Here is a 20,463-nt window from a genome sequence, read left to right as displayed (position 1 = left end):
ATAGTAACCTCACCCAATTGGTATTAAATTACATACCTAAAATCCTATCAATTGCGCCTATTGTCTAAAAGCGCTGCAAAAATAACCGCTCTATAATAAGCATACTTTATTAGAAGGTAACGGAGCCAACATGTTTGTATCTAGTTCACGATATAATAAGGAAGTTTCCTCACTCACGGACGAGAATACCAGCTTAGCAACAACGCTAAGTACATTGAAAGAAAACCTTGCTTACGCAGTGTATTCTGAGAGAGGAGATTGTTTATACGCATCATCTCCGCTTTTAAACATTTTAGCGCGCCCAAATACAGGAACGCCCTCTTTCAACCACAAAGATCTTCGTGTGCCAGGTATTCAGAGCGACAACGATTATCGTCTATTTTGGCAGTCATTGTTAAACGGTGGATCTTACACGAATACCGTTGCGATGAAAGCAGAGACCGGTGAAACAAAATGGCTAAAAGCCAGCTATTTTAGCGTTCGTAATGGTGAAGGTGTTGAAATTAACGCCATTTATCATGATGTTACTGAGCAAGAGAATGCTGTTTTTTCTGGTAGAGCGATCACCGATGCACTGAATAAGTCGATGGCGGTTATCGAGTTTGAACCAGATGGCACCATTGTTACCGCCAACGAAAACTTCACCGCGACAGTAAAATACAGTCTTGATGAAATTAAAGGCAAGCACCATCGTATGTTCTGTAAAGAAGACTTCTATCAGAACAATCCTCAATTTTGGCAATCTTTAGCTAGTGGACAGTTCTCGTCAGGCACTTTTGAGCGTATTGACGCAGATAGAGAAACTTTATGGCTTGAAGCCACTTACAACCCCGTGTTTGATGGCACTGGTAAAGTTGTCAAAGTTATCAAGTTTGCATCGGACGTTACAGCGCAAGTTCAAGAAAAGCACGCCATTTCACAAGCTGCTGAACTTGCCGTATCTACCGCAGAAGAAACCTCACAGATTGCCGCAGACGGCGCGTCATCGCTTCAACGTAGTATTGATGTTTTTCAAGTGGCGCTAGATGAAGTTGATCAAACCAATAAATTGATGCACGAACTTAGTGAGCAATCACTTAAAATTGAAACCATCGTAACCACCATCAGTGGTATTGCAGATCAAACTAACCTTCTTGCTCTAAACGCTGCTATTGAAGCAGCCCGAGCTGGGGAACAAGGTCGTGGTTTCGCTGTAGTTGCTGACGAAGTTCGCCAACTAGCACAGCGTACCAGTGATTCAACTGTAGAAATTGAATCTGTAGTGGCTGAAAACCGCAAACTGGCAAACAAGTCTACCAGTAAGATGGCAACTGTGAAGGATAACGTAGACCTTAACAGTCAACAGATCACCCAAGTTCAAGGTGTGATGGATGAAATTCTTAAAGGTGCGACAAACGTATCAGAAACAGTTTCAGGCATTCTACGTTAATGCAAAGTAGCTTCTAGTAAAGTAGTAAAGCGCAAAACGCTGTTGTACCTGTATTTAGCCAGAGGCGAAATTCAGGTACAATGGCGGCATGTCATATCCCGTCCCCGCTCAGCAGATTGAAAACCTGTACGAGATTAAAAAAAGTAAGTTTATTGCCTTTGCCGCCTTTGCAGATAGTCGCGAAGCCGCGATGTCACACCTCGCAAATGTGAAGCAAAAATATCCAGATGCTCGCCACCATTGTTGGGCGTATTTACTTGGCAATCCCCACTCCCCATCAAGCGCAGCAATGGCTGACGATGGCGAACCAAGTGGCACGGCCGGAAAGCCCATTCTGAATGTTCTACAGCACAAGGGGGTGGGCGATGTCATGATTATTGTTACCCGCTATTTTGGTGGCATTAAACTAGGTGCTGGTGGGTTAGTGCGAGCTTACTCAACTTCAGCGCAGCAAGCTATGGAACAACTTCCCACCCGAGAAGAAGTGCGCCTTTATGATATCTCTATTGATATCGACTTTAAGCACGAGCAATTCGTCCGACATTTATGCGAACAATTTTCAGGCAAGATAGTCAGTTGTGACTATGCACAGCACGTTACCGTAAATGTACAATTGCCAAATCATGCCATTGATGAGTTTCAAGAAAAAACCGCTGCCATGGCGATCGATTTTACTCGCCCTGAGAATATCTAAGTATTACTGGTATCTCGGTGCTTTTCTTGAATATATGACGAGCTTTTGTGACAAGCATAAAAAAGCCCGCTATGCGGGCATCTTGTTCTTAAACATTTCATATAAGCAGCGATGTTGCTATCTGATAAAGCTATCCATCAGAGCTAACCATTAGCGCTATCCACTAAAGGTGCCGCGAATTGGGTAATCATTTTCTGGGTTGCGAATGAATTCCAAACCGGATACCAGCTGCTCTAAATCAGGGCGTACGAAAGGCGCATTAGCCAACTCACTTATTTGAATAGTGTTATCTTGATTTAGAATAAACAACGCGGGCTCTGCGAAATTGTGATCGGTCTCCTTTTCGCTGCGAGGCACAGAAATATATAAACCTAGCCCTTTCATATCTTCTTCGCTTAACCCCGAAGCAATAGGGAACGTAATCGATAAATCTTCAAGATGCTCTTTTAACTGAGATTGACTGTCAGCAGATACCGCTATGACATCAACGCCAAGCTCTAACAAACGCCCTTTGTAGTCTTCCAGCGCGTTTAGATACTTGGTACAGATAGGGCAATGCTTACCACGGTAAACAACCACCATCTTCCAATCACAACCTTCACGTTTGTTGCTTAATGAAACACCCTCACCGGTGCTCAGCGTTACTTGCACATCGGGAAATGAAGAATCAGGTTGTAGTTTTTGCGTATACATAGAGTCTCCTTAATTGCGTATTAGCTACATGAACCAATTACATCGGTAATATGCGTCATCAGTAGCGCTAACCATCCCGTTAGTGCTACTGATGATACCTAATTAGTTCTACGCCTTAAGGCTTGTAAAGATCGCTTTTATTCCACAAAGCCTTCGTTGGCTCTAATGGTTAAAGGGTGATAACCCGGCTTTGCTTCTTCAAAGGCACGTTTAGCAAAAGCTTTGCCTTCGGGTGTTGCAGAAAGCGAACGATATAGCGGTTTAACTAACTTATTGCGACCAATATTAACTAGGTACTCGTACAATCGGTCGTAGGCCGGCTTGTACTCATTTGCCACTGCAATCATCAACCAACTGTGGGCGATTTCATTATTTTGCGTGGTGGTCAACGAGAACGCAGCATCTAGTGCAGCCAGTTGCTCTGCGGATAGTTCCTTTGGCATATTGTTCAAGAAATACAACCACTCATGCACTGTCCATTGCTCGGTATCTATATTTGCCGCTTCTACCTCACCGGCTAACCAAGCCTTACGAGTGGTATCAATTTTATCAAAGGCATCCGACTCTGGCACAGGCGCCCCTTCAGGAATACCAGGCTCAAACACCCATTTTTGAATGCGTGCTTTGCTTAACTTATCTGGGTATTGCACCAACAAGGTTTCATCCAGGTAGGCTAAAAACGTATCAGTGGTAATGCTTTTAAACGCGAAATCTTCAAAGTACTGCATTAAAAACGCATCAAAATTTTCACGACCAATTTTGTTTTCAATTTCACGTAAAAAGAGCGCGCCTTTTTCGTAAGGAATATTTGAGAAAACATCATCTGGATTTCTTCCGCGAAGATCGATAGCTAGAATTTCATCTTCTTCGTTGAGGGCTTGTATATCGTTTTGTAAATCTTGGTATCCCAAAACCGCTTCTTTTTTAAATCGGTCGTGTCCGTATATCATTTCCATAATACGGTAAGTTAAATAGGTGGTGAAACCTTCGTTTAACCACAGATCGCGCCACGTGGCATTGGTAACCGTATTGCCCGACCAGCTATGCGCCAGTTCATGCGCAATCAGTGACACTAAGCTTTTATCCCCAGCGATCACTGTAGGGGTAATAAATGATAAGCGTGGGTTTTCCATTCCGCCAAAGGGAAAAGAAGGCGGTAAAATCAGTAAGTCGTAACGATCCCATTGATATGGGCCATAGGTTTTTTCCGTAACTTCTAACATGGCTTCGGTATCTTCGAATTCTTTTGCCGCTGCGTCTAACATACTAGGTTCGGCATAAACCCCCGTGCGCTCGCCCATTGGTTTAAATTTCAAATCACCAATTGCTAATGCGATTAAGTACGAAGGTACAGGCTGCGGCATAGTAAACGAGTACTCACCATCACGAGCCGTAGTAGGATCGTTAGACGCACTCATTACTGCCAATAAAGCTTCAGGGGTATGTATGGTGGCTGTGTAGGTCACCCGTACTTGTGGAGAGTCTTGCAGTGGAATAAAGCTTCTTGCATGCATAGCTTGCGCTTGGGTAAACAAGAAAGGATGTTGCTTTCCTGCGGTTTGTGCTGGCGTTAACCACTGAACACCCGATGCTTCAGGCGAGGTAGAATAGGCAATGGTTAGCTTATCTGCTCCTTCAGGTAATTCAACAGAAAGTGGCGTGCCAAGTTCAGGATCGGTGTCGCCCATATCAAAAGGCACTGCATCGCCGTCAACCGTAACTGATGTAATATTCAGTGCACGAGTATCAAGAACTACCGCATTAAAGTTAGGTGCACTGCGCTCAACGGTTAGCGTAGCACTGCCGGATAATGTTGATGTTTCAAAATCTGCAGTTAAGTCTAAATCTAAATGAGTAACTCGCACTTCTGATGGATTGGCGAATGAGTGGTAATCTTTACCCGCCTCTATTTCACTGAGCACATCTACTTTAGATACCGCGCTCTCGGCAGCAATTTTGCTATCGGCACTATCAGAAACCGCTGATGGTGCTGTCGGTTCTTGTGAGGGTTGTTCGCTACACGCAAACAATATTGGCGCACAAATGGCTACCCAGCCTATATTCTTCATAATACTTCCTGTTATTTTTTCTGTCTTACTCATAATAACAAAGAAGTACCTGAATGCTTAAGCCCAAAACGACAAGCAACGACACCAGCGGTTAAATTAACGTTTCCCCCCTTTCCCTTGCCTTTGCAGCTACACAGATGATCAAGCGGAAGAAAGGTATTAAGATGTCTAGGCTACTGAAATTTGCACATCAATATTGCCACGTGTGGCATTTGAGTATGGGCATACTTGGTGCGCTTTAGCCACTAAGCTTTCTGCTACAGATTTCTCCATATCACCTAAATCGACGCTTAGTTTTACTGCAATAGCAAAACCGACTTCGATAGGCCCAATAGATACATCGCCAGTTACGCTTATATCGCTGCCCAATTTAATTTTTTCAGCCGCAGCAACATGCTTTAGTGCACCAATGAAACACGCTGAATAGCCAGCTGCAAACATTTGCTCTGGGTTAGTGCCATTGCCACCCGCTCCACCTAATGCTTTTGGTGTTGAAAGGGTAACATCTAAGCTTCCGTCACTTGATTTTGCTGTTCCCTCACGACCACCTGTTGCAGTTGCTGTACCGGTATAAACCACTTGTTGAAGTGTATGCATTGTATAAATCCTCGTTTGCTTCGCTCAACTTGAGCATTCTTTATTGAAGCCCAGTAATGAAATCGCGTAATGAAAATATCTAATAGAAAGTAAATGCAACTTATTTTGCATACAAACTAAATTAACACCAATGCCGCTTGCAGATCAAGTCCTTTGCATGCAAAATATTATTCATGCTTTTTAACTCCTCTAGGAACGCTCATGTCTGATGAAGCTAAACTTGATGAACTTGCGCCCGATACGCTTAAATTAGAAAGCCAGTTGTGCCACCGCTTTTACACGCTGTCTAATGCATTTACTCGTGCCTATCGCCCATTGCTTAAAAGCCTTGATATCACGTATCCACAGTACGTAGTGATGATGGCCTTGTGGGAACAATCTAACGTCACCATTGCAGAATTGTTGGATAAAACTGTGATAGATGGCGGTGCTATGACGCTGATTTTAAAAAAACTAGAGCAAAAAGGGCTGTTAAGCGTGGTTAAAGATGAACTGGACAAACGGGTACGCCGAGTAATGCTGTCAAAATCGGGGCAAGATGCCAAAATAATAGCACGGGATGTTCCCGCACAAATGTTATGTAAACTAGATGGCATGTCGAAAGCTGAAGCAAAGCAACTTATTGTATTAATGGACAAACTACAAGGGTGCTTCAATGCTGATTAAAAAGTCAGTGCCATAACTATGGCACTGACTGCTGCAATATAACAAGTATGCTCGCTCATCCATTTACTATGGATGAACGAACATAATATTAGGGAAGATTAATGCTGTGTTGCACAACGTTATCGCTACGTTTCACACCTTGTCCTCCACCAAGCGTCACGAGTAATTTACCCTTATAAGGTTGGCGCTGCCCCTGCTCATCAACATAAACAAGTTGCGATTCATTAATGGTGAACTTCACTGACTGACTTTCCCCACCCGCTAAGTTTACACGCTTAAAGGCGACCAACTCTCGCTGAGGCGTACGAATGGGTGCATCGGGCATTCCAAGATAAACTTGAACAACTTCTTGAGCACTGATATCACTTTTATTAGATAACGTGGTAGCAATATTAAGACCCTTTTCAGAGCGAGTGATCTTTAGCTTATCGTAACGGAAGTCTGCATAGCTAAGACCGTAACCAAATGGATAAAGCGGGGTTCCCTCGTAATACTTATAGGTTCGATTTACCATATTGTAATTTTTAAAGTCCGGTAAGTCGTCAACCGAAGAATAAAAGGTTACCGGTAGTCGGCCGGAAGGACTGGTATCACCATAAAGAAGGTTCAGTAGTGCTGGCCCAGTTTGCTCTCCAGGATAGAAGCCTTGAATAATAGCGTTGAGGTTTTTATCCTCCCAGTTTAGCGCTATTGCGCTTCCGCTCATGTTAACCATAACCATGGGTTTGCCTAGTTTATGAAGCGCTTTTAGTAGTGATGATTGGCTCTCGGGCAATTTGATATTCGTTCTATCCCCATGGGAGAACCCATCAATCTCAAGAGGCATTTCTTCCCCCTCCAATTCCGCGCTAATGCCCCCGACAAATACGATAACATCAGATTCCTTTGCCACCCTAAGCGCTTCACTATCTAAATTTTTATCCTCTATTAACCAGTTGAAGCTGATCTCTGGTTCAATCACATTGCTGTGCCAAAAACGCCGAATAAGTGATTCAGCTTTGAAGTCATAAGACCTGCCTGCTTCAAGATAGCGGCTTTCGTCTGTAAGCTCACCGTCTAGATAGACCTCTACATTTTTCATTTTAAAGTAATAATTACCAGATTCTTGAGGGGTAATTTTTCCCGTCCATCGCACTGCAAATTCTTGATTTGATGCTTTGTTGAAAGGTATGTCTTCGCTCTTCAAATTGATGTTCATTTCAACGTGCCGTTTGCTTGGCTGAAGATTGAAATGACTCGATGGGTAATACTTAGCAACTAAACCTGGTTTTGATTCGCCTTGCATATTTACATGAGTGAAAACGCTGGAAGGGACAGGACTAAAATGCGTAAAAATGTTTTCAGTTATACTGCTTCCTGCCGCGTAACCAATTTGGTTTGAAGGCAGTGCCTGCGAAAAGGCTTCTTTCGGCGTGACCGGCTGCACGGGTGTGCCATGATAATTACCCACAAGTATGGCGGGATTGTCAGCATTCGGCCCAATAAGTGCTATTTTACTATTGCGTTTCAAAGGCAACACACCATCGTTTTTAAGTAAAACCATGGATTTCTCTGCCGCTTCTCGTGCCAATTCAAGATGGTTTTTCGACCCAACCACTGACATAGGCATTTTGGTATATGCATGTGTACTGCTGTTATCAAACATTCCCAGTTTCATGCGTGCAGTAAGTAGCCGGGTAAGCGCTTGGTCAATATCACTTTCCTCTACCAAATCTTCTGCCACGGCTTCTATTAGATAGCTAAATGTATTGCCGTGATGGTCTCCGCAATTTAAGTCTGTACCTGATTTTAAGGCACTCGCGGCTGCTTGAGCAGGGCTGTCCACTACATGATGGGAATTTTCATCATAAAAATCAGCAATAGCGCCGCAATCTGAAACAACGTAACCGGAGAAATTAAATTTATCTCGTAGCGTATTTTGAAGAAGCGCTTCACTACCACAAGCAGGCGAACCATTAACTCGGTTATATGCGCACATTACAGATGATATATTTGTAGCTGCAATCGTGTCTTCAAATGCTCTGAGGTAGGTTTCCGTTAAATCTTTTTCAGACGCTGCGTAATCGTCGCTGTGTCTAGAAACTTCCGGGCCACTATGAACAGCATAATGCTTCAACGTGGCGACCGACTTAAGGTAGGTGGGATCCTGACCTTCAAGGCCTTTTACAAAATTGACCGCCATTCGAGAAGTTAGAAACGGATCCTCTCCGTAAGTTTCTTGGCCTCTGCCCCATCTAGGATCGCGAAAAATATTAATATTAGGCGACCAATAAGTAAGGCCTCCGTACATTGCATTGGTATCTTCTCGTAAAAACTCGTGGTGCTTAGCACGCCCTTCATCTGAAATTGTAGATGCTATACGATAAATAAGAGGCTCGTCAAAGGTCGCCGCCATACCAATAGCTTGAGGAAATACGGTTGCTTTACCTGCTCTTGCTATCCCATGCAATGCTTCGTTCCACCAATAGTATTCGGGAATGGCAAGGCGCTCTATTGCTGCTGACTTATCAAATAATTGACTCACTTTCTCTTCCAAGGTTAAGCGGTCAACTAAATCTGCGACACGAGTCTCAACCGGCAGCGATTGGTTTTGAAATGGCAGTGTTTCAGCATGACTGTGGGAAGTAAGTAAAAAGCAGGCGGATATAAGAATTCGCTCAGGCAGTTTTTTGATTATTCGATTCATGAATTTAAATGTCTCATGTCTTGTCCTAAGGGATGATTACGCTAACCATTTGAAAAATAAAAATCGTCAAACCAATGTCACTTTTGCGTATTTGAACGTTCAGTTCACTGCTACTTTACGAGAAAGCGCAATAAATAAACCTACGTTGCGCCCTATACGCTGCAACCCCAATGAAACCGGCACTCCCAACCCATCATAATGATAAATAAATGTAACAAATATGTTTATTTATTGCCTCTATCAATTTTAAAGGCGTTCATCTATGCGTTTTACACAAACTTAAACCCAAAATTTAAACTAATAAAATCATAAGTTTAAATTCAAAACCTTACATTAGTGTAAATTTTTGCGTTCAAATTAGCCAATCGCGACTATGCTGGGCGAATTGTTGTATTTATGTTGTTATTTTTTAAATGGAGATTAAGCACTTCGGTGTTTATTGGAAATGTGACTAGGGAAAAAAAATGAAAACACATAATAAATCAACAATAACTAATACAGTGAGAAAGCCTAGCTTTAAACTCTCACTTGTATCCAGCGCCCTGTTAAGTACGCTATTAGCTTTCCAACCCCAACTCGCTTTTGCGCAGTCGAATTTACCCTCAGAAGACGTTAAAAAAAACCAGACTGGCGACGACGTAGAAGATGTTGAGGTCATTGAGGTTCGAGGTATAAAGGAAAACTTAGCAGACGCACAATTACTTAAGCGCTACGGTGATACCTTTCTTGATGCAATATCAGCAAAGGATATTGGCGCATTGCCTGATAGGAGTGTGCTGGAAGCTATCGTTCGATTACCTGGTGTTTCCATTGAACGTTTTGCGGGCGCCAACGACCCAGACCATTTCGGCGTTGAAGGAAGTGGCGTTGTGGTCAGGGGGTTAACCCACACTAGAAGTGAATTTAACGGTCGCGATACCTTTACTGCCGACTCTGGAAGAGGACTTAGTTTTCAGGATGTTCCTCCTGAATTAATGGGCGGCGTAGAGTTGTATAAGAATCAATCGGCAGAGATGATTGAAGGAGGTATTGCGGGTACCGTAAATTTAATCACTCGCAAACCCTTTGATAGTGACAAGCGTATTTTAGCGTTTTCAGCCGATGCCACCTATAGCGATTTTATCGAGAAAACTACCCCAACCTTTTCTGCATTGTATTCGGATGTGTTTGAAAGTGACTATGGCAAATGGGGCTTGCTGCTAAACTTTTCAGATTCCACACTTAAAGCGCAATCGGACGGTACCCAAGTAGGGCGATTTGAAACACAAAACCACTTAGTTGATGGCGAAAGTGTCATGGTGCCTCGCACCACTCGTTTAACCCGGAAACAAGACCTTCGAGAGCGTCAAGGGCTAGCAGCAGCGCTCCAATGGGAAAACGTAGATGACACCATACTCGCTACGGCACAGTTTATACGCTCCGATTCATCTTTGTCGTGGACCGAGCGCGCTATTGAACTGGCAGATGATGCAGTCATAAATGACCTTGTGCCAGCAGAGGGTACAACTTTTGATATCGACGAGCAGGGTTTGTTCGAATCGGGATTAATTACGTCTAACGCGGGTTGGAGAGGAAATGATGCCGAGCGTCAGCCCGGCGGCATTTTCGGTGCTCAACACGCAATGATTACACGTGCCAGAGAGCAACATTCCGTGGTAGATGATATTGGATTAAATGTGCGCTACCGCCCTAATGATGAGTGGGCGTTTAGCGCGGATTTGCAATACGTAGAGTCAACCTCAGATATTGTTGATTTCTCGGTAATGGGCGCCACTCGTACCGTGGTTGGAATTACCAATAACGGAGACAGCACCCCTGATATATTTTTAACCGACCCCGCTAACGCCAACGACGAAACGCATTTCACCAACCCTTATAATTATTTTTGGCGCAGTGCGATGGACCATGTTTCGGCCAACGAGGGCGATGAAGCGGCCGTAGCGTTAGATGCTAAATATACGTTCGAAGACGGTTTATTTACATCTGTAAAAGTGGGCACCCGTTATGCCAAAAGACAACAAACCACCCGCCAATCCACATTTAACTGGGGCTGGTTGTCTGAGGCGTGGGCGGGGAACGGCAATGCTTGGTTCGATGCCCAAGGTGATGAACTTGGCGCAGGGCTAGGAGATTTATACGAAGCCGTGTCATTCGACGACTTCGCAAGGGGGGGTGTTTTGACGACACCTGGCGGCAATACCTTTCTTTTTCCTAATGAGTCGGTTGCCGATAATTATCGTGATGCCAAGTCCACATTCGCAAGCCTTATGCCAGGCTGGGTAGCGTTAGCAAGCAGACCAGGTGCTATAGGTGACTTTTTACCCAATGAGATAAACGAAACTACTGAAACGAATAACGCCTTTTTCATACAAGGTAATTTCGAGGGGGAAGTTAAAGGGCTCTTTTTCAGCGGTAATGTGGGGGCACGCTACGTTAAAATTGAAAATGAGACGGATGGGTTTATTACATTCCCCGATAATCTAGCTGTTCAAGATGATGATCCTGAAAACTTTTTACCATCTGATCAAGCCGCGTTCGGTAATGCTGCCTCAACGGAACAAACAGCAGTGAGTGATTACAGTAAATTACTACCCAGCTTCAATCTCAAACTGAATTTGAACGACGATATGCTATTGCGCTTTGGTTACTCTAAGGCCATTGCGCTGCCTGATCTTGGAAACCTTCGCAATTACGTTGAAATACAGGGCGATAATTTGCAGATTGAGTACTCAGGTGAAGGCGACGATAGAGAGATAACCAGTGCGCAATACCAACGCTATACCGCAAAATCTGGTAACCCCTTTCTTAAGCCGATGGAAGCCAATAACTACGACTTCGCTTTTGAATGGTATTTTCCAGAAACCGTTGGCTCGTTAACCACATCGTTCTTTTATAAAGATTTAAGTAACTACTTTATAAACGGCTCCACCGATCGCGTTTATGAGAATAATGGCGTGACGCAAGTCGTTCAAGTTGATGGCGCCACTAATGGCGATGAAGGCAGTGTAAAAGGTGTGGAGATTGCTTATCAGCAGTTTTTTGATTTTTTACCTGGCGCGTGGAGTGGGTTTGGACTTCAATTTAACTACACGTATGTGAAAGATGAGGGCTCACCGAATCCTGGGTTATCGCCAGACAAGCCAGACTCTTCTGAAGGGGAAGGCGTTGCCTTTGATAACTTACCGCTTGAGGGGCTTTCCAAAGACAACGTGAACATTGTTGCTATGTATGAGAAGAACGGGTTTAACGCTCGCCTAGCTTATAATTGGCGCTCCGAATACCTGTTAACCACAAAAGATGTCATTACTCAGCTTCCTATTTTCAATGAGGCAAATGGACAGCTTGATGGTTCGTTTTTTTACCGGTTCTCAGACAATATAGAATTGGGTTTGCAGGGCACGAATTTAAGCAATACGGTCACTCGTACCTCTATGCAAGTTGATGCAGAAGGGAATCAAGTGGGTCGGTCGTGGTTTGTTAACGACCGCCGAATAAGCTTGGTCGCCAAAGGGACCTTTTAACCGTTTTGAGAATAAATCAGGTATGTCACAAACGTGGCATACCTATAACGTTATGAGGTAGTTATGTCTCAATCAATGTCTATTAAGTCTATCGTGATTGTAGGCGGCGGGTCGGCAGGCTGGATGACCGCAGCAACACTTAGCAAGGTGTTAGACCTCTCAAAATATAGTGTCACGCTTATTGAAAGCGAGGACATTAAAGGGGTGTCTGTGGGTGAGGCGACCATCCCTCAAATTACGCTATTTAACCGAATTTTGGGTATCGATGAGGCGGACTTTATCCGTGCCACTAACGCGACTTACAAGCTCGGTATCGAATTTAAAGACTGGAAGCGCAAAGGTCACGCCTATTTTCATCCCTTCGGCACCTTCGGTATTAACATGGAAGCATTGCCGTTTCATCATTTTTGGCTCAAGCGATTCAATGAAGGTGCGGGTGGGGATCTTTGTTCGTATTCAATTGAAGCGATGGCGGCTAAAAGTGGGCGGTTTGGCAAGGTTAATGCGCAGAACAATTCTCCCCTAGCCAATATGAGCTATGCATATCATTTTGACAGTACTTTATACGCTAACTTTTTACGCGACTTTGCAGTAAAGCGCGGAGTTCGGCATATCAAGGGCAAAGTCGAAGCGGTTTCCAAGCACCCAAATGGTCATATCAATACGCTAACGCTTCAGAACGGGCACTGTATTGATGGTGAGTTTTATATTGATTGTAGTGGTTTTCGAAGCTTGCTCTTGGAAAAAGAAATGGGCGCAACATTTAATGATTGGAGTGACCTATTGCCCTGTGATAGTGCCATTGCTATCCCGTGTAAATCTGCCGATAGCATGTTAAAACCTTACACCCAATCAACAGCAAAAAACGCTGGTTGGACATGGCGAATTCCGTTGCAACATCGAATTGGAAATGGTTATGTGTACGCGAGTAAATTTACTGAAAAAGAAGCCGCGCTAGATGATCTGATGGCACAATTAGAAGGAGAACCTTTAGCTGAGCCCAACTTCTTAGCTTGGAAAACGGGAATGCGTCCTCAAAGTTGGATAAAAAACTGTTTAGGTATAGGGCTATCAGCTGGATTTATTGAGCCACTAGAGTCTACCGGACTGCATTTGATCCAATCTGCGATAGCACGATTGATGACACTCTTTCCTAGCAACCGTTTTTGTCAAAGTGACATTGATATGTACAACCGGCAAACCACAAAAGAGTTTGAACAGATTAGAGACTTTATTGTGTTGCACTATGCTTTAACAGAAAGAAACGATAGTGAATTTTGGCGTTACTGTCGCAACATATCATTGAGTGAGTCGTTGGAGCAAAAAGTGCAATTGTACAAAGACTCAGGCCGCATTTTCCGCATAGACAATGAGTTATTTAATGAGACATCCTGGCTTGCCGTTATGCATGGACAAGGGTTGCGAAGTGAAGGATACCACCCGCTAGTCGATAGAATGAGTACTTCATTAATTGATGAGCGACTTAGCCACATTGCAAGTGTAATAAATAAGTCAGCGTCTTTACTTCCCGAACATGCACACTTTATTGCACAACTTAATGTAAAGTAGCAGTTAGTGACAAAGTAGCATGGTTCAAGTGACGTTCATGTCACTTAACCCATGCTGCTCAGTTGCCTAGCTATGCAGCGACGAAAGTGTTGCCGTCTATTCCCAGTAGTCTTTTCGATACTGAGTAGGTGTTTTCTCCGTCAATTTCTTAAAAAATGTATTGAACGTAGCTTTACTGTTAAAGCCCGCAGAATCCATTATATCTAGCATAGTCGCCCGGCGATTCGACTCGCTTTCCAATAGCAATTTACTCTCTTCTATTCGGTAATGATTAATAAACTCAAAAAAGTTTTTATTAAAATGATGATTAATAATATGAGACAGCACCCGTGGTGGAATATCCAGCTGGTTGGCAAGATTTTCTAATGTTAGCAAATGGTTTAAATAGGGTTTATTCAAACGCATATATCGGGTAATTTTATCAACCTGGCGAAGGTCGATTTTCGGCTTTTCTTTTGTCGCTGCAGGAGTCAGTTTACTGTCAATGCCTCTAAATATGGTGGAATACCCCGCACTAAAGAATATCAATCCAGATATCATTAACAAGACAGCATAGTTTGAACTTAGGCCTAAAAATTCATGGTCGATGTAGACTCCCAATTCATACGCGGAGATAATGGCAAGCGCTGTTAATACTGCCACAACTCTGACGATTAAAAAGCCCACTACCAGCGCTTTTAACCACGTCAAATCGACACTCTCCGTTTCTGCTACTTGTTGTTTCAACTGCTTCTGGTAATTATTCAGTTCTATTAAACACAGCACGCCACATGCCACTCGAAAGGCTTCACGGAAAAAATGTATTGCCCGTTCTTCGAATGGAGTATTAGCAATGGTATCTCCCTGCAATGCGGCAATTTTTACTAACTCTTCTTCTAGCCACCAGGTATTCGCGAAATAAATGCTATAGGCAACGAAAGGCAGCAAGAAAAGCAGGTCATAACGTCTAAATTGGTAGTCTTTGTATATTAGGCTTCGAATGTAAAAAAGTAATAATGGCGCTTCAACCCAGTAAGCTAGCCCGAATGAGTAGAATAGGTTAGGTGAAAAAGACAAAGCCGTAGACCGGAACATTTCACCAAAGTTGATGAGATTATCTAAAGGAATTGCAGCTTGTGAAAGCAAAAAGGCGGCAAGCAATAAATGTGTTTTTCTTTTGCCACGCTTAAGTGTTACCAAGAAAAGAGCAAATAAGAGACACTGAAAAACAGTAAATAGCAACACCAGATCATGTATGTTAAATAAAACGGCTTTCATTAATAACCAAACACTTTTTTATTGTTTTATAACGTGTTCAATACCGTGACGCAAGAAGCGAATTAACCTAAAGCGTGTAAATAGAATGTTTTTTCTTAGCCTTCAACTAAACATGACTAAATTCGTTTAAATACAGGTATCAAGCGTTTATTTTTACGTTTACTGCCTTTAGAAAGACGACATATCTTTGCATTTTGACAAAAATGTAACAACTAAAAACTATATAACACTAGGGTCTCTCATGTATCGTTTTTTATCTGTTAGTTTGCGTTTTAAAAGCCGAACCTTTTTACTTTTGCTATTCGCAGGTCTGACTAGCTTATTTATGACCGGATGTTCAGATGACAATCGCAAATCCAAATTTCAACAAGCCCGTTCAGAAAAACCATTGAGTATTAAACTTAATCAGGTGGGATACCTGCCAAGTGGGAAAAAGCATGCCCTAGTGCCAACCTCTACATCAGGCAACTTTGTAATAAAACGCGCAACAAGCGATGACATTGTCTATCAAGGAGAGCTGGAAGAGTTGAAGGTGTGGGAGCTCAGTAATGACCCATATTTAAAATTAGCCCGTTTTAGTGACTTCGATGATGTTGGAGAGTTTTACATAGACGTTGAAGGTGTACCGCCCTCTTTGCCATTTTCAATAAGCCCAACCATTTATGACGACGCCCTTCGCGCTGCATTAAAGTCCTACTATTTTAATCGTTCTGGTATGGCGCTAAGCGAAGAATATGCAGGGCAATGGAAACGACCAGTTGGTCATCCGGATACTCAAGTAAATGTGCACCACTCTGCAACTACCTCTTCAATGGATGCTCTTACCACTTTGTCCTCTGAAAAGGGCTGGTATGATGCAGGCGACTACGGGAAATATAGTGTTAATGCTGGCATTGCGACTTACACACTACTTGCTGCCTACGAACATTTCCCTCAATACTATCAAGCAGTAGACGTCGCTATCCCAGAATCAGGTGATGACGTTGCCGATTTACTAAACGAACTACGATGGAACCTAGACTGGATGGCGAGTATGCAGCGACATGACGGCGCTGTCTTTCACAAACTCACTACGCTGGAATGGGCGGGTATAGAGATGCCCCATGAAGATAAGTCGCAGCGCTTTATGATTGGTGTATCGACGAGCGCAACGTTAGATTTTGCCGCTACCATGGCCACGGCGAGCCGTATTTATAAAGACCTAGCACCTAATATAGCCAACCAATGGTTACTACAGGCTGAAGCCGCTTGGCAATGGGCTGTGCTCAACCCAGATGTTCGTTATGTTCAACCTGACGATGTACAAAGCGGCGAGTATGGCGATGACAAGTTTGTTGACGAGTTTTTCTGGGCGGCGTCCGAGTTATTTATTGCCACAGGGAATACCCTCTACCTCAGCTCGATTATAGATAATGAAGTGAATTTTGGTGTACCTGGGTGGGCCGATGTTGAAACATTAGGCCTCATTTCATTATTAAAGAATGCGCAGGATATGCTGTCAGTTTCAGAATTTGCTCGGCTAGAATCTGCTTTTATTAAGCTGGCAGAGAATATTACCGAGCAGATACCCACTTCACCTTATTTAGTGCCAATGCAAGAAGATGATTTTGTATGGGGGAGTAATAGTGTGCTGCTGAATAAAGCCTTAATTCTATTAACCGCCTACGAACTCAACGGCAATGCTAAATATAAAGATGCCGTCTACGACAGCATTTCTTATATTTTCGGTATGAACCCAACCGGCTATAGCTTTGTTACGGGCTATGGAAGCCTCACGCCTATGTCGCCACATCATCGCATATCAGCAAGCGATGGGGTGATAGCGCCCATACCCGGCATGCTGGTAGGTGGTCCGCATGCCGGGCGTCAAGATGAATGCGATTACCCCTACCTTAAACCAGCAGACTCCTACATTGACGATTGGTGCAGCTTTTCTACCAATGAGATTGCCATTAATTGGAACGCCCCTTTGGTATATGTGCTAGGTGCTATTAACGCGTTATCACAGTAGACCTGCTTGGTGATACCTAAATCAAACTGAACGCGCACGGTATCGAATGTCGATTCCGCTGCGCTTTTTGTGCTTCATTTGGTGAATGCGGTTTGCACTAAGCTCTATTATCAAGCGTTTTGTTATTAAGCGCTTTGGCATGAAACGCCCTAAACAACGGTGAGTTGACGCAAGTGGCTGCGTACCACTAGGTAGGAGTTTCTAATTGGTGTAGTAAGTATGGGTTAGAACAACATGTCATAAACCGTTCTAGGCTAAGTGTTTTTCTTCTAAGGCTTCTCGTCTAAAAGAAAAAAGCTGCCATTTGGCAGCTTTTTTACGTTTTCACACCAATTTATTTATAAATAATTCGGTTTACGTAATTCTCTAAGCCCTCTTGTTTACCAGAAACCGGCTTAGGCTCTAATCCATTGGTTTGTGCATGTTCAGCTAAGGATGCTAAAGACATATTACCTTCTAGAATGTTACGCCCCAAGGCTGAATCCCATTCAGCATAGCGACTTTTCACATTCTCTGAGAGTATGTCATTTGAAAGCATTTCATAGGCTTTCTTTAAACCTAGCGCACAGGTGTCCATGCCACCTATATGGCCTAAAAACAAATCTTCAGCATCTAAACTTTGGCGTCGTAATTTGGTATCGAAGTTAAAGCCCCCTGATGTGTAGCCGCCATTTTTCAATATCTCGTAGCAAATAAGAGTCATTTCTTCTACCGAGTTAGGGAATTGATCGGTGTCCCAGCCCAATTGCGGATCACCACGGTTCGCATCAATGGAACCAAAAATATCTAGCGCAAACGCTGTCGCTATTTCGTGGTGGAAAGAATGCCCAGAAAGTGTGGCGTGATTCGCTTCGATGTTAACCGCAAACTCTTTCTCTAACCCGAACTCTTTTAAGAACCCATGTACGGTAGCCGTATCGTAGTCGTACTGATGCTTAGTAGGCTCCTGCGGCTTTGGCTCGATGAGCAATAGCCCTTTAAAACCAATTTTGTGTTTATGCTCAACAACCATATTCATGAAGCGACCAAATTGCTGACGTTCTCGTTTAAGATCTGTATTTAGCAGTGTTTCATAGCCCTCTCGACCACCCCACAATACATAGTTCTCACCGCCAAGCGTCTTTGTTGCATTCATGGCGTGATAAACTTGGGTTGCGGCACGAGTGAATATTTCTGGGTTCGGGTTTGTTGCAGCGCCAGACATATAACGTGGGTGGCTAAATACATTTGCTGTACCCCAAAGTAACTTCATACCCGTCTCGTCTTGCTTACGCGCAAGCACATCTGTCATCTCTGAAAGATTGCGAATGTATTCATTGACTGACTCACCTTCAGGTGCGACATCAATATCGTGAAAGCAGTAGAAAGGTGCGCCTAGCTTTTCAAAAAAAGAAAAGGCCACATCGGCTTTTTGCTTGGCACGCTCCATAGGATTGCCCGCTGCAAGCCAAGGTCGATTGAACGTACCAGCGCCAAATACGTCAGCGCCATCCCAACAGAAATTATGCCAATAGCACGCCGCAAAGCGCAGGTGCTCTTCCATCGTTTTCCCACCAATCTCTTCTTTCGGATTATAGTGCTTGAAGGCAAGAGGGTTTGTCGATTCTGCACCCTCATATTTTATGGCTGGGATATTTTCGAAGTAGTTATTCATGTTTTTTCCTTTCTCTAGAATGCGTAATAAATGACAATAGGATTTTAATTTTCCGTGGCTTGCGTGCGTCGCTACGAGAAAAAAGGCTCTACTGCGTAATAAAGTTCTCTGAATTTTTGGCGCTTGATGAGGTATGCATTGTGAATTTCTTTCTGAGGTGTGTAGGACGCCTCAAGATGCGGCTTAAAACAAACATCACTGGGTGATAAATCTGGGTTGGCAGCAAGCTTTGCTAATCGTGCTGCGCCCAATGCTGGCCCTACATCGCCACCCTCTCGGTACTCTAAGTCGTACCCACTAATGTCACTGAGAAGCTGTCGCCAGAATATACTTTTAGCGCCCCCTCCAATGAGACTAATAGACGTTGTCGTCACGCCACTTTGGTGTACTGCATCAATGCCATCTGCAAGCGCCATTGATACCCCTTCAACAACAGCGCGAGCCATATGTACACGGCGAGTCGACACAGATACACCGAAGAATGCGGCCTTTGCTGCTGGGTTATTGTGAGGTGTTCTTTCACCCGTTAAGTAAGGTAAAAATAGTGGGATTTGAGGATCTAAGTGGGAAGTATTGTTCTGTACGTCTAAAAACATTTCGGCTACATCTTCGTAGCCACTTTGCGTGCAATACCATTCTAAACAACTTGCCGCACTGAGCATGACGGACATCATGTGCCACCTGTCTGGCAATGCATGACAGAAACTATGAACAGCTTGAGCGGTATTTACTGAAAATCTGTCGGTAACGGCGAAATAAACCCCAGAGGTTCCAAGTGACAACATGGCATGTCCGGGCTCGAAAATACCACAGCCTATCGCTCCTGCGGCATTGTCCCCTGCGCCACCTGCAATCACGACATCATGCATACCCCAACGCTTAGCCAGTGTAGCTTTCAGTGTGCCGGTGACTTCATTTCCTTCAAAAAGTGCGGGCATGTTATCAATAGTAAGACCACATGCAGCTAGTAACACTTCATCCCATTGACGAGTCTCGGTATTCAACCACATGGTGCCGGCAGCATCAGACATATCAGAAGCAAGTTCGCCGCAGAGTTGATACCTTAAAAAATCTTTGGGTAGCAGTACTTTACTTACATTCGCAAATACCTCGGGTTCGTACTTTTTGACCCAAAGCAGTTTTGGTGCAGTGAACCCAGCCATAATAATATTGCCGGTGCGCATAGCTGAATCAGGAACGGCCTTGCTTAGCTCCTCACATTCGGCAACGCAACGTCCGTCGTTCCACAAAATTGCAGGTCTTAGCACGCTTCCTGACTGGTCAATCAGTGTTGCGCCATGCATCTGTCCGCTTAACCCTATTGATTTAACGTTAGACAATTTAATCTGTTTAGATAACTCATCCAAACAATCGCATGTTGCCTGCCACCATTCGCCAGCATCTTGTTCTGACCACAATGGTTTAGGCATAGAAATATTAAGAGGCCGGCTCACTGAGAGTTTAATTATCCCTGCCTCATCCATTAACACTGTTTTTACACTGGATGTGCCTAAATCTATTCCTAAGTACATAGTCTTTCCGCGGTTATATAAAGCTATGCGTTAAATATTGATTACTAAAAGCGTCAATATCAATTATGAAATTTTGTAATCGTTT

Annotated in this window: 12 protein-coding genes and 2 pseudogenes; 7 read left to right on the top strand and 7 right to left on the bottom strand. The window is 43.6% G+C overall.

Translation table 11 applies throughout. The annotated features are described in order from the left end of the window. Positions 1-130 precede the first annotated feature (130 nt). The 3 genes and pseudogenes from AV939_RS20480 to AV939_RS04505 all read left to right on the top strand — a co-directional run. Positions 131-898, top strand: a pseudogene (locus tag AV939_RS20480) (PAS domain-containing protein); the annotation flags it as partial. Positions 899-1,060: 162 nt separating this feature from the next. Beyond that, a pseudogene (locus tag AV939_RS20475) lies at positions 1,061-1,429 on the top strand (methyl-accepting chemotaxis protein); the annotation flags it as partial. Between the two features lie 88 nt (positions 1,430-1,517). After that, positions 1,518-2,123 carry a YigZ family protein gene (locus AV939_RS04505; protein ID WP_061997190.1) on the top strand — a complete coding sequence of 202 codons (606 nt, stop codon included), beginning with the start codon at positions 1,518-1,520 and terminating at the stop codon, positions 2,121-2,123. Positions 2,124-2,279: 156 nt separating this feature from the next. On the opposite strand, the gene AV939_RS04500 is transcribed toward AV939_RS04505, so the two are convergent. The 3 genes from AV939_RS04500 to AV939_RS04490 all read right to left on the bottom strand — a co-directional run bounded on the left by AV939_RS04500 (position 2,280) and on the right by AV939_RS04490 (position 5,482). Then, positions 2,280-2,816, bottom strand: a complete 537-nt coding sequence (locus tag AV939_RS04500) for a peroxiredoxin-like family protein (RefSeq protein WP_061997188.1) — start codon at positions 2,814-2,816, stop codon at positions 2,280-2,282. Between the two features lie 137 nt (positions 2,817-2,953). After that, positions 2,954-4,885, bottom strand: a complete 1,932-nt coding sequence (locus AV939_RS04495; RefSeq protein ID WP_057793641.1) for a M1 family metallopeptidase — start codon at positions 4,883-4,885, stop codon at positions 2,954-2,956. A gap of 168 nt (positions 4,886-5,053) precedes the next feature. After that, entirely contained in the window at positions 5,054-5,482 is a 429-nt protein-coding gene (locus AV939_RS04490) for an organic hydroperoxide resistance protein (RefSeq protein ID WP_057793643.1), read from the bottom strand. A 201-nt stretch (positions 5,483-5,683) separates the two neighbouring features. Here AV939_RS04490 and AV939_RS04485 point away from each other — a divergent pair, with 201 nt between their 5' ends. Next, positions 5,684-6,148 (top strand): MarR family winged helix-turn-helix transcriptional regulator, encoded by a 465-nt coding sequence (locus AV939_RS04485; protein WP_057793646.1) that lies wholly within the window; start codon positions 5,684-5,686, stop codon positions 6,146-6,148. An 88-nt stretch (positions 6,149-6,236) separates the two neighbouring features. On the opposite strand, the gene AV939_RS04480 is transcribed toward AV939_RS04485, so the two are convergent. Beyond that, complete coding sequence (locus AV939_RS04480) at positions 6,237-8,834, bottom strand: glycoside hydrolase family 3 C-terminal domain-containing protein (RefSeq protein WP_061997186.1); 2,598 nt, start codon at positions 8,832-8,834, stop codon at positions 6,237-6,239. A 464-nt stretch (positions 8,835-9,298) separates the two neighbouring features. Between AV939_RS04480 and AV939_RS04475 the strand changes: the two genes are divergently transcribed. Further along, positions 9,299-12,355 (top strand): TonB-dependent receptor, encoded by a 3,057-nt coding sequence (locus tag AV939_RS04475; protein WP_082604963.1) that lies wholly within the window; start codon positions 9,299-9,301, stop codon positions 12,353-12,355. 63 nt (positions 12,356-12,418) lie between these two features. Next, the gene (locus AV939_RS04470; protein ID WP_057793650.1) at positions 12,419-13,924 is read left to right on the top strand and encodes a tryptophan halogenase family protein; all 1,506 of its coding nucleotides are present in this window, start codon (positions 12,419-12,421) and stop codon (positions 13,922-13,924) included. A gap of 96 nt (positions 13,925-14,020) precedes the next feature. On the opposite strand, the gene AV939_RS04465 is transcribed toward AV939_RS04470, so the two are convergent. Then, on the bottom strand, positions 14,021-15,181 hold the full coding sequence (locus AV939_RS04465) for a helix-turn-helix domain-containing protein (protein ID WP_057793653.1): 1,161 nt from the start codon (positions 15,179-15,181) through the stop codon (positions 14,021-14,023). Positions 15,182-15,422: 241 nt separating this feature from the next. Here AV939_RS04465 and AV939_RS04460 point away from each other — a divergent pair, with 241 nt between their 5' ends. Then, positions 15,423-17,192 (top strand): glycoside hydrolase family 9 protein, encoded by a 1,770-nt coding sequence (locus tag AV939_RS04460; RefSeq protein ID WP_057793655.1) that lies wholly within the window; start codon positions 15,423-15,425, stop codon positions 17,190-17,192. Positions 17,193-17,526: 334 nt separating this feature from the next. Here AV939_RS04460 and xylA read toward each other — a convergent pair whose 3' ends face one another. Together xylA and xylB are read right to left on the bottom strand one after the other, a co-directional pair. Beyond that, positions 17,527-18,846, bottom strand: coding sequence for a xylose isomerase (xylA, locus tag AV939_RS04455; protein WP_057793657.1), 1,320 nt, complete (start codon positions 18,844-18,846; stop codon positions 17,527-17,529). A 71-nt stretch (positions 18,847-18,917) separates the two neighbouring features. After that, positions 18,918-20,378 (bottom strand): xylulokinase, encoded by a 1,461-nt coding sequence (gene xylB / locus AV939_RS04450; RefSeq protein ID WP_057793659.1) that lies wholly within the window; start codon positions 20,376-20,378, stop codon positions 18,918-18,920. Positions 20,379-20,463: the final 85 nt, after the last annotated feature.

It is taken from the genome of Alteromonas sp. Mac1 (assembly GCF_001562125.1).
In the GTDB taxonomy this organism is placed as follows: Bacteria; Pseudomonadota; Gammaproteobacteria; order Enterobacterales; family Alteromonadaceae; genus Alteromonas; species Alteromonas stellipolaris.
This window is presented reverse-complemented; position numbering and strand designations above follow the sequence as displayed.

What these genes read in the sequence shown, in the direction of transcription:
- AV939_RS04505 (WP_061997190.1), top strand. Translation starts at nt 1,518, where the DNA reads ATGTCATATCCCGTCCCCGCTCAGCAGATTGAAAACCTGTACGAGATT.
- AV939_RS04500 (WP_061997188.1), bottom strand. Translation starts at nt 2,816, where the DNA reads ATGTATACGCAAAAACTACAACCTGATTCTTCATTTCCCGATGTGCAA.
- AV939_RS04495 (WP_057793641.1), bottom strand. Translation starts at nt 4,885, where the DNA reads ATGAAGAATATAGGCTGGGTAGCCATTTGTGCGCCAATATTGTTTGCG.
- AV939_RS04490 (WP_057793643.1), bottom strand. Translation starts at nt 5,482, where the DNA reads ATGCATACACTTCAACAAGTGGTTTATACCGGTACAGCAACTGCAACA.
- AV939_RS04485 (WP_057793646.1), top strand. Translation starts at nt 5,684, where the DNA reads ATGTCTGATGAAGCTAAACTTGATGAACTTGCGCCCGATACGCTTAAA.
- AV939_RS04480 (WP_061997186.1), bottom strand. Translation starts at nt 8,834, where the DNA reads ATGAATCGAATAATCAAAAAACTGCCTGAGCGAATTCTTATATCCGCC.
- AV939_RS04475 (WP_082604963.1), top strand. Translation starts at nt 9,299, where the DNA reads ATGAAAACACATAATAAATCAACAATAACTAATACAGTGAGAAAGCCT.
- AV939_RS04470 (WP_057793650.1), top strand. Translation starts at nt 12,419, where the DNA reads ATGTCTCAATCAATGTCTATTAAGTCTATCGTGATTGTAGGCGGCGGG.
- AV939_RS04465 (WP_057793653.1), bottom strand. Translation starts at nt 15,181, where the DNA reads ATGAAAGCCGTTTTATTTAACATACATGATCTGGTGTTGCTATTTACT.
- AV939_RS04460 (WP_057793655.1), top strand. Translation starts at nt 15,423, where the DNA reads ATGTATCGTTTTTTATCTGTTAGTTTGCGTTTTAAAAGCCGAACCTTT.
- xylA (WP_057793657.1), bottom strand. Translation starts at nt 18,846, where the DNA reads ATGAATAACTACTTCGAAAATATCCCAGCCATAAAATATGAGGGTGCA.
- xylB (WP_057793659.1), bottom strand. Translation starts at nt 20,378, where the DNA reads ATGTACTTAGGAATAGATTTAGGCACATCCAGTGTAAAAACAGTGTTA.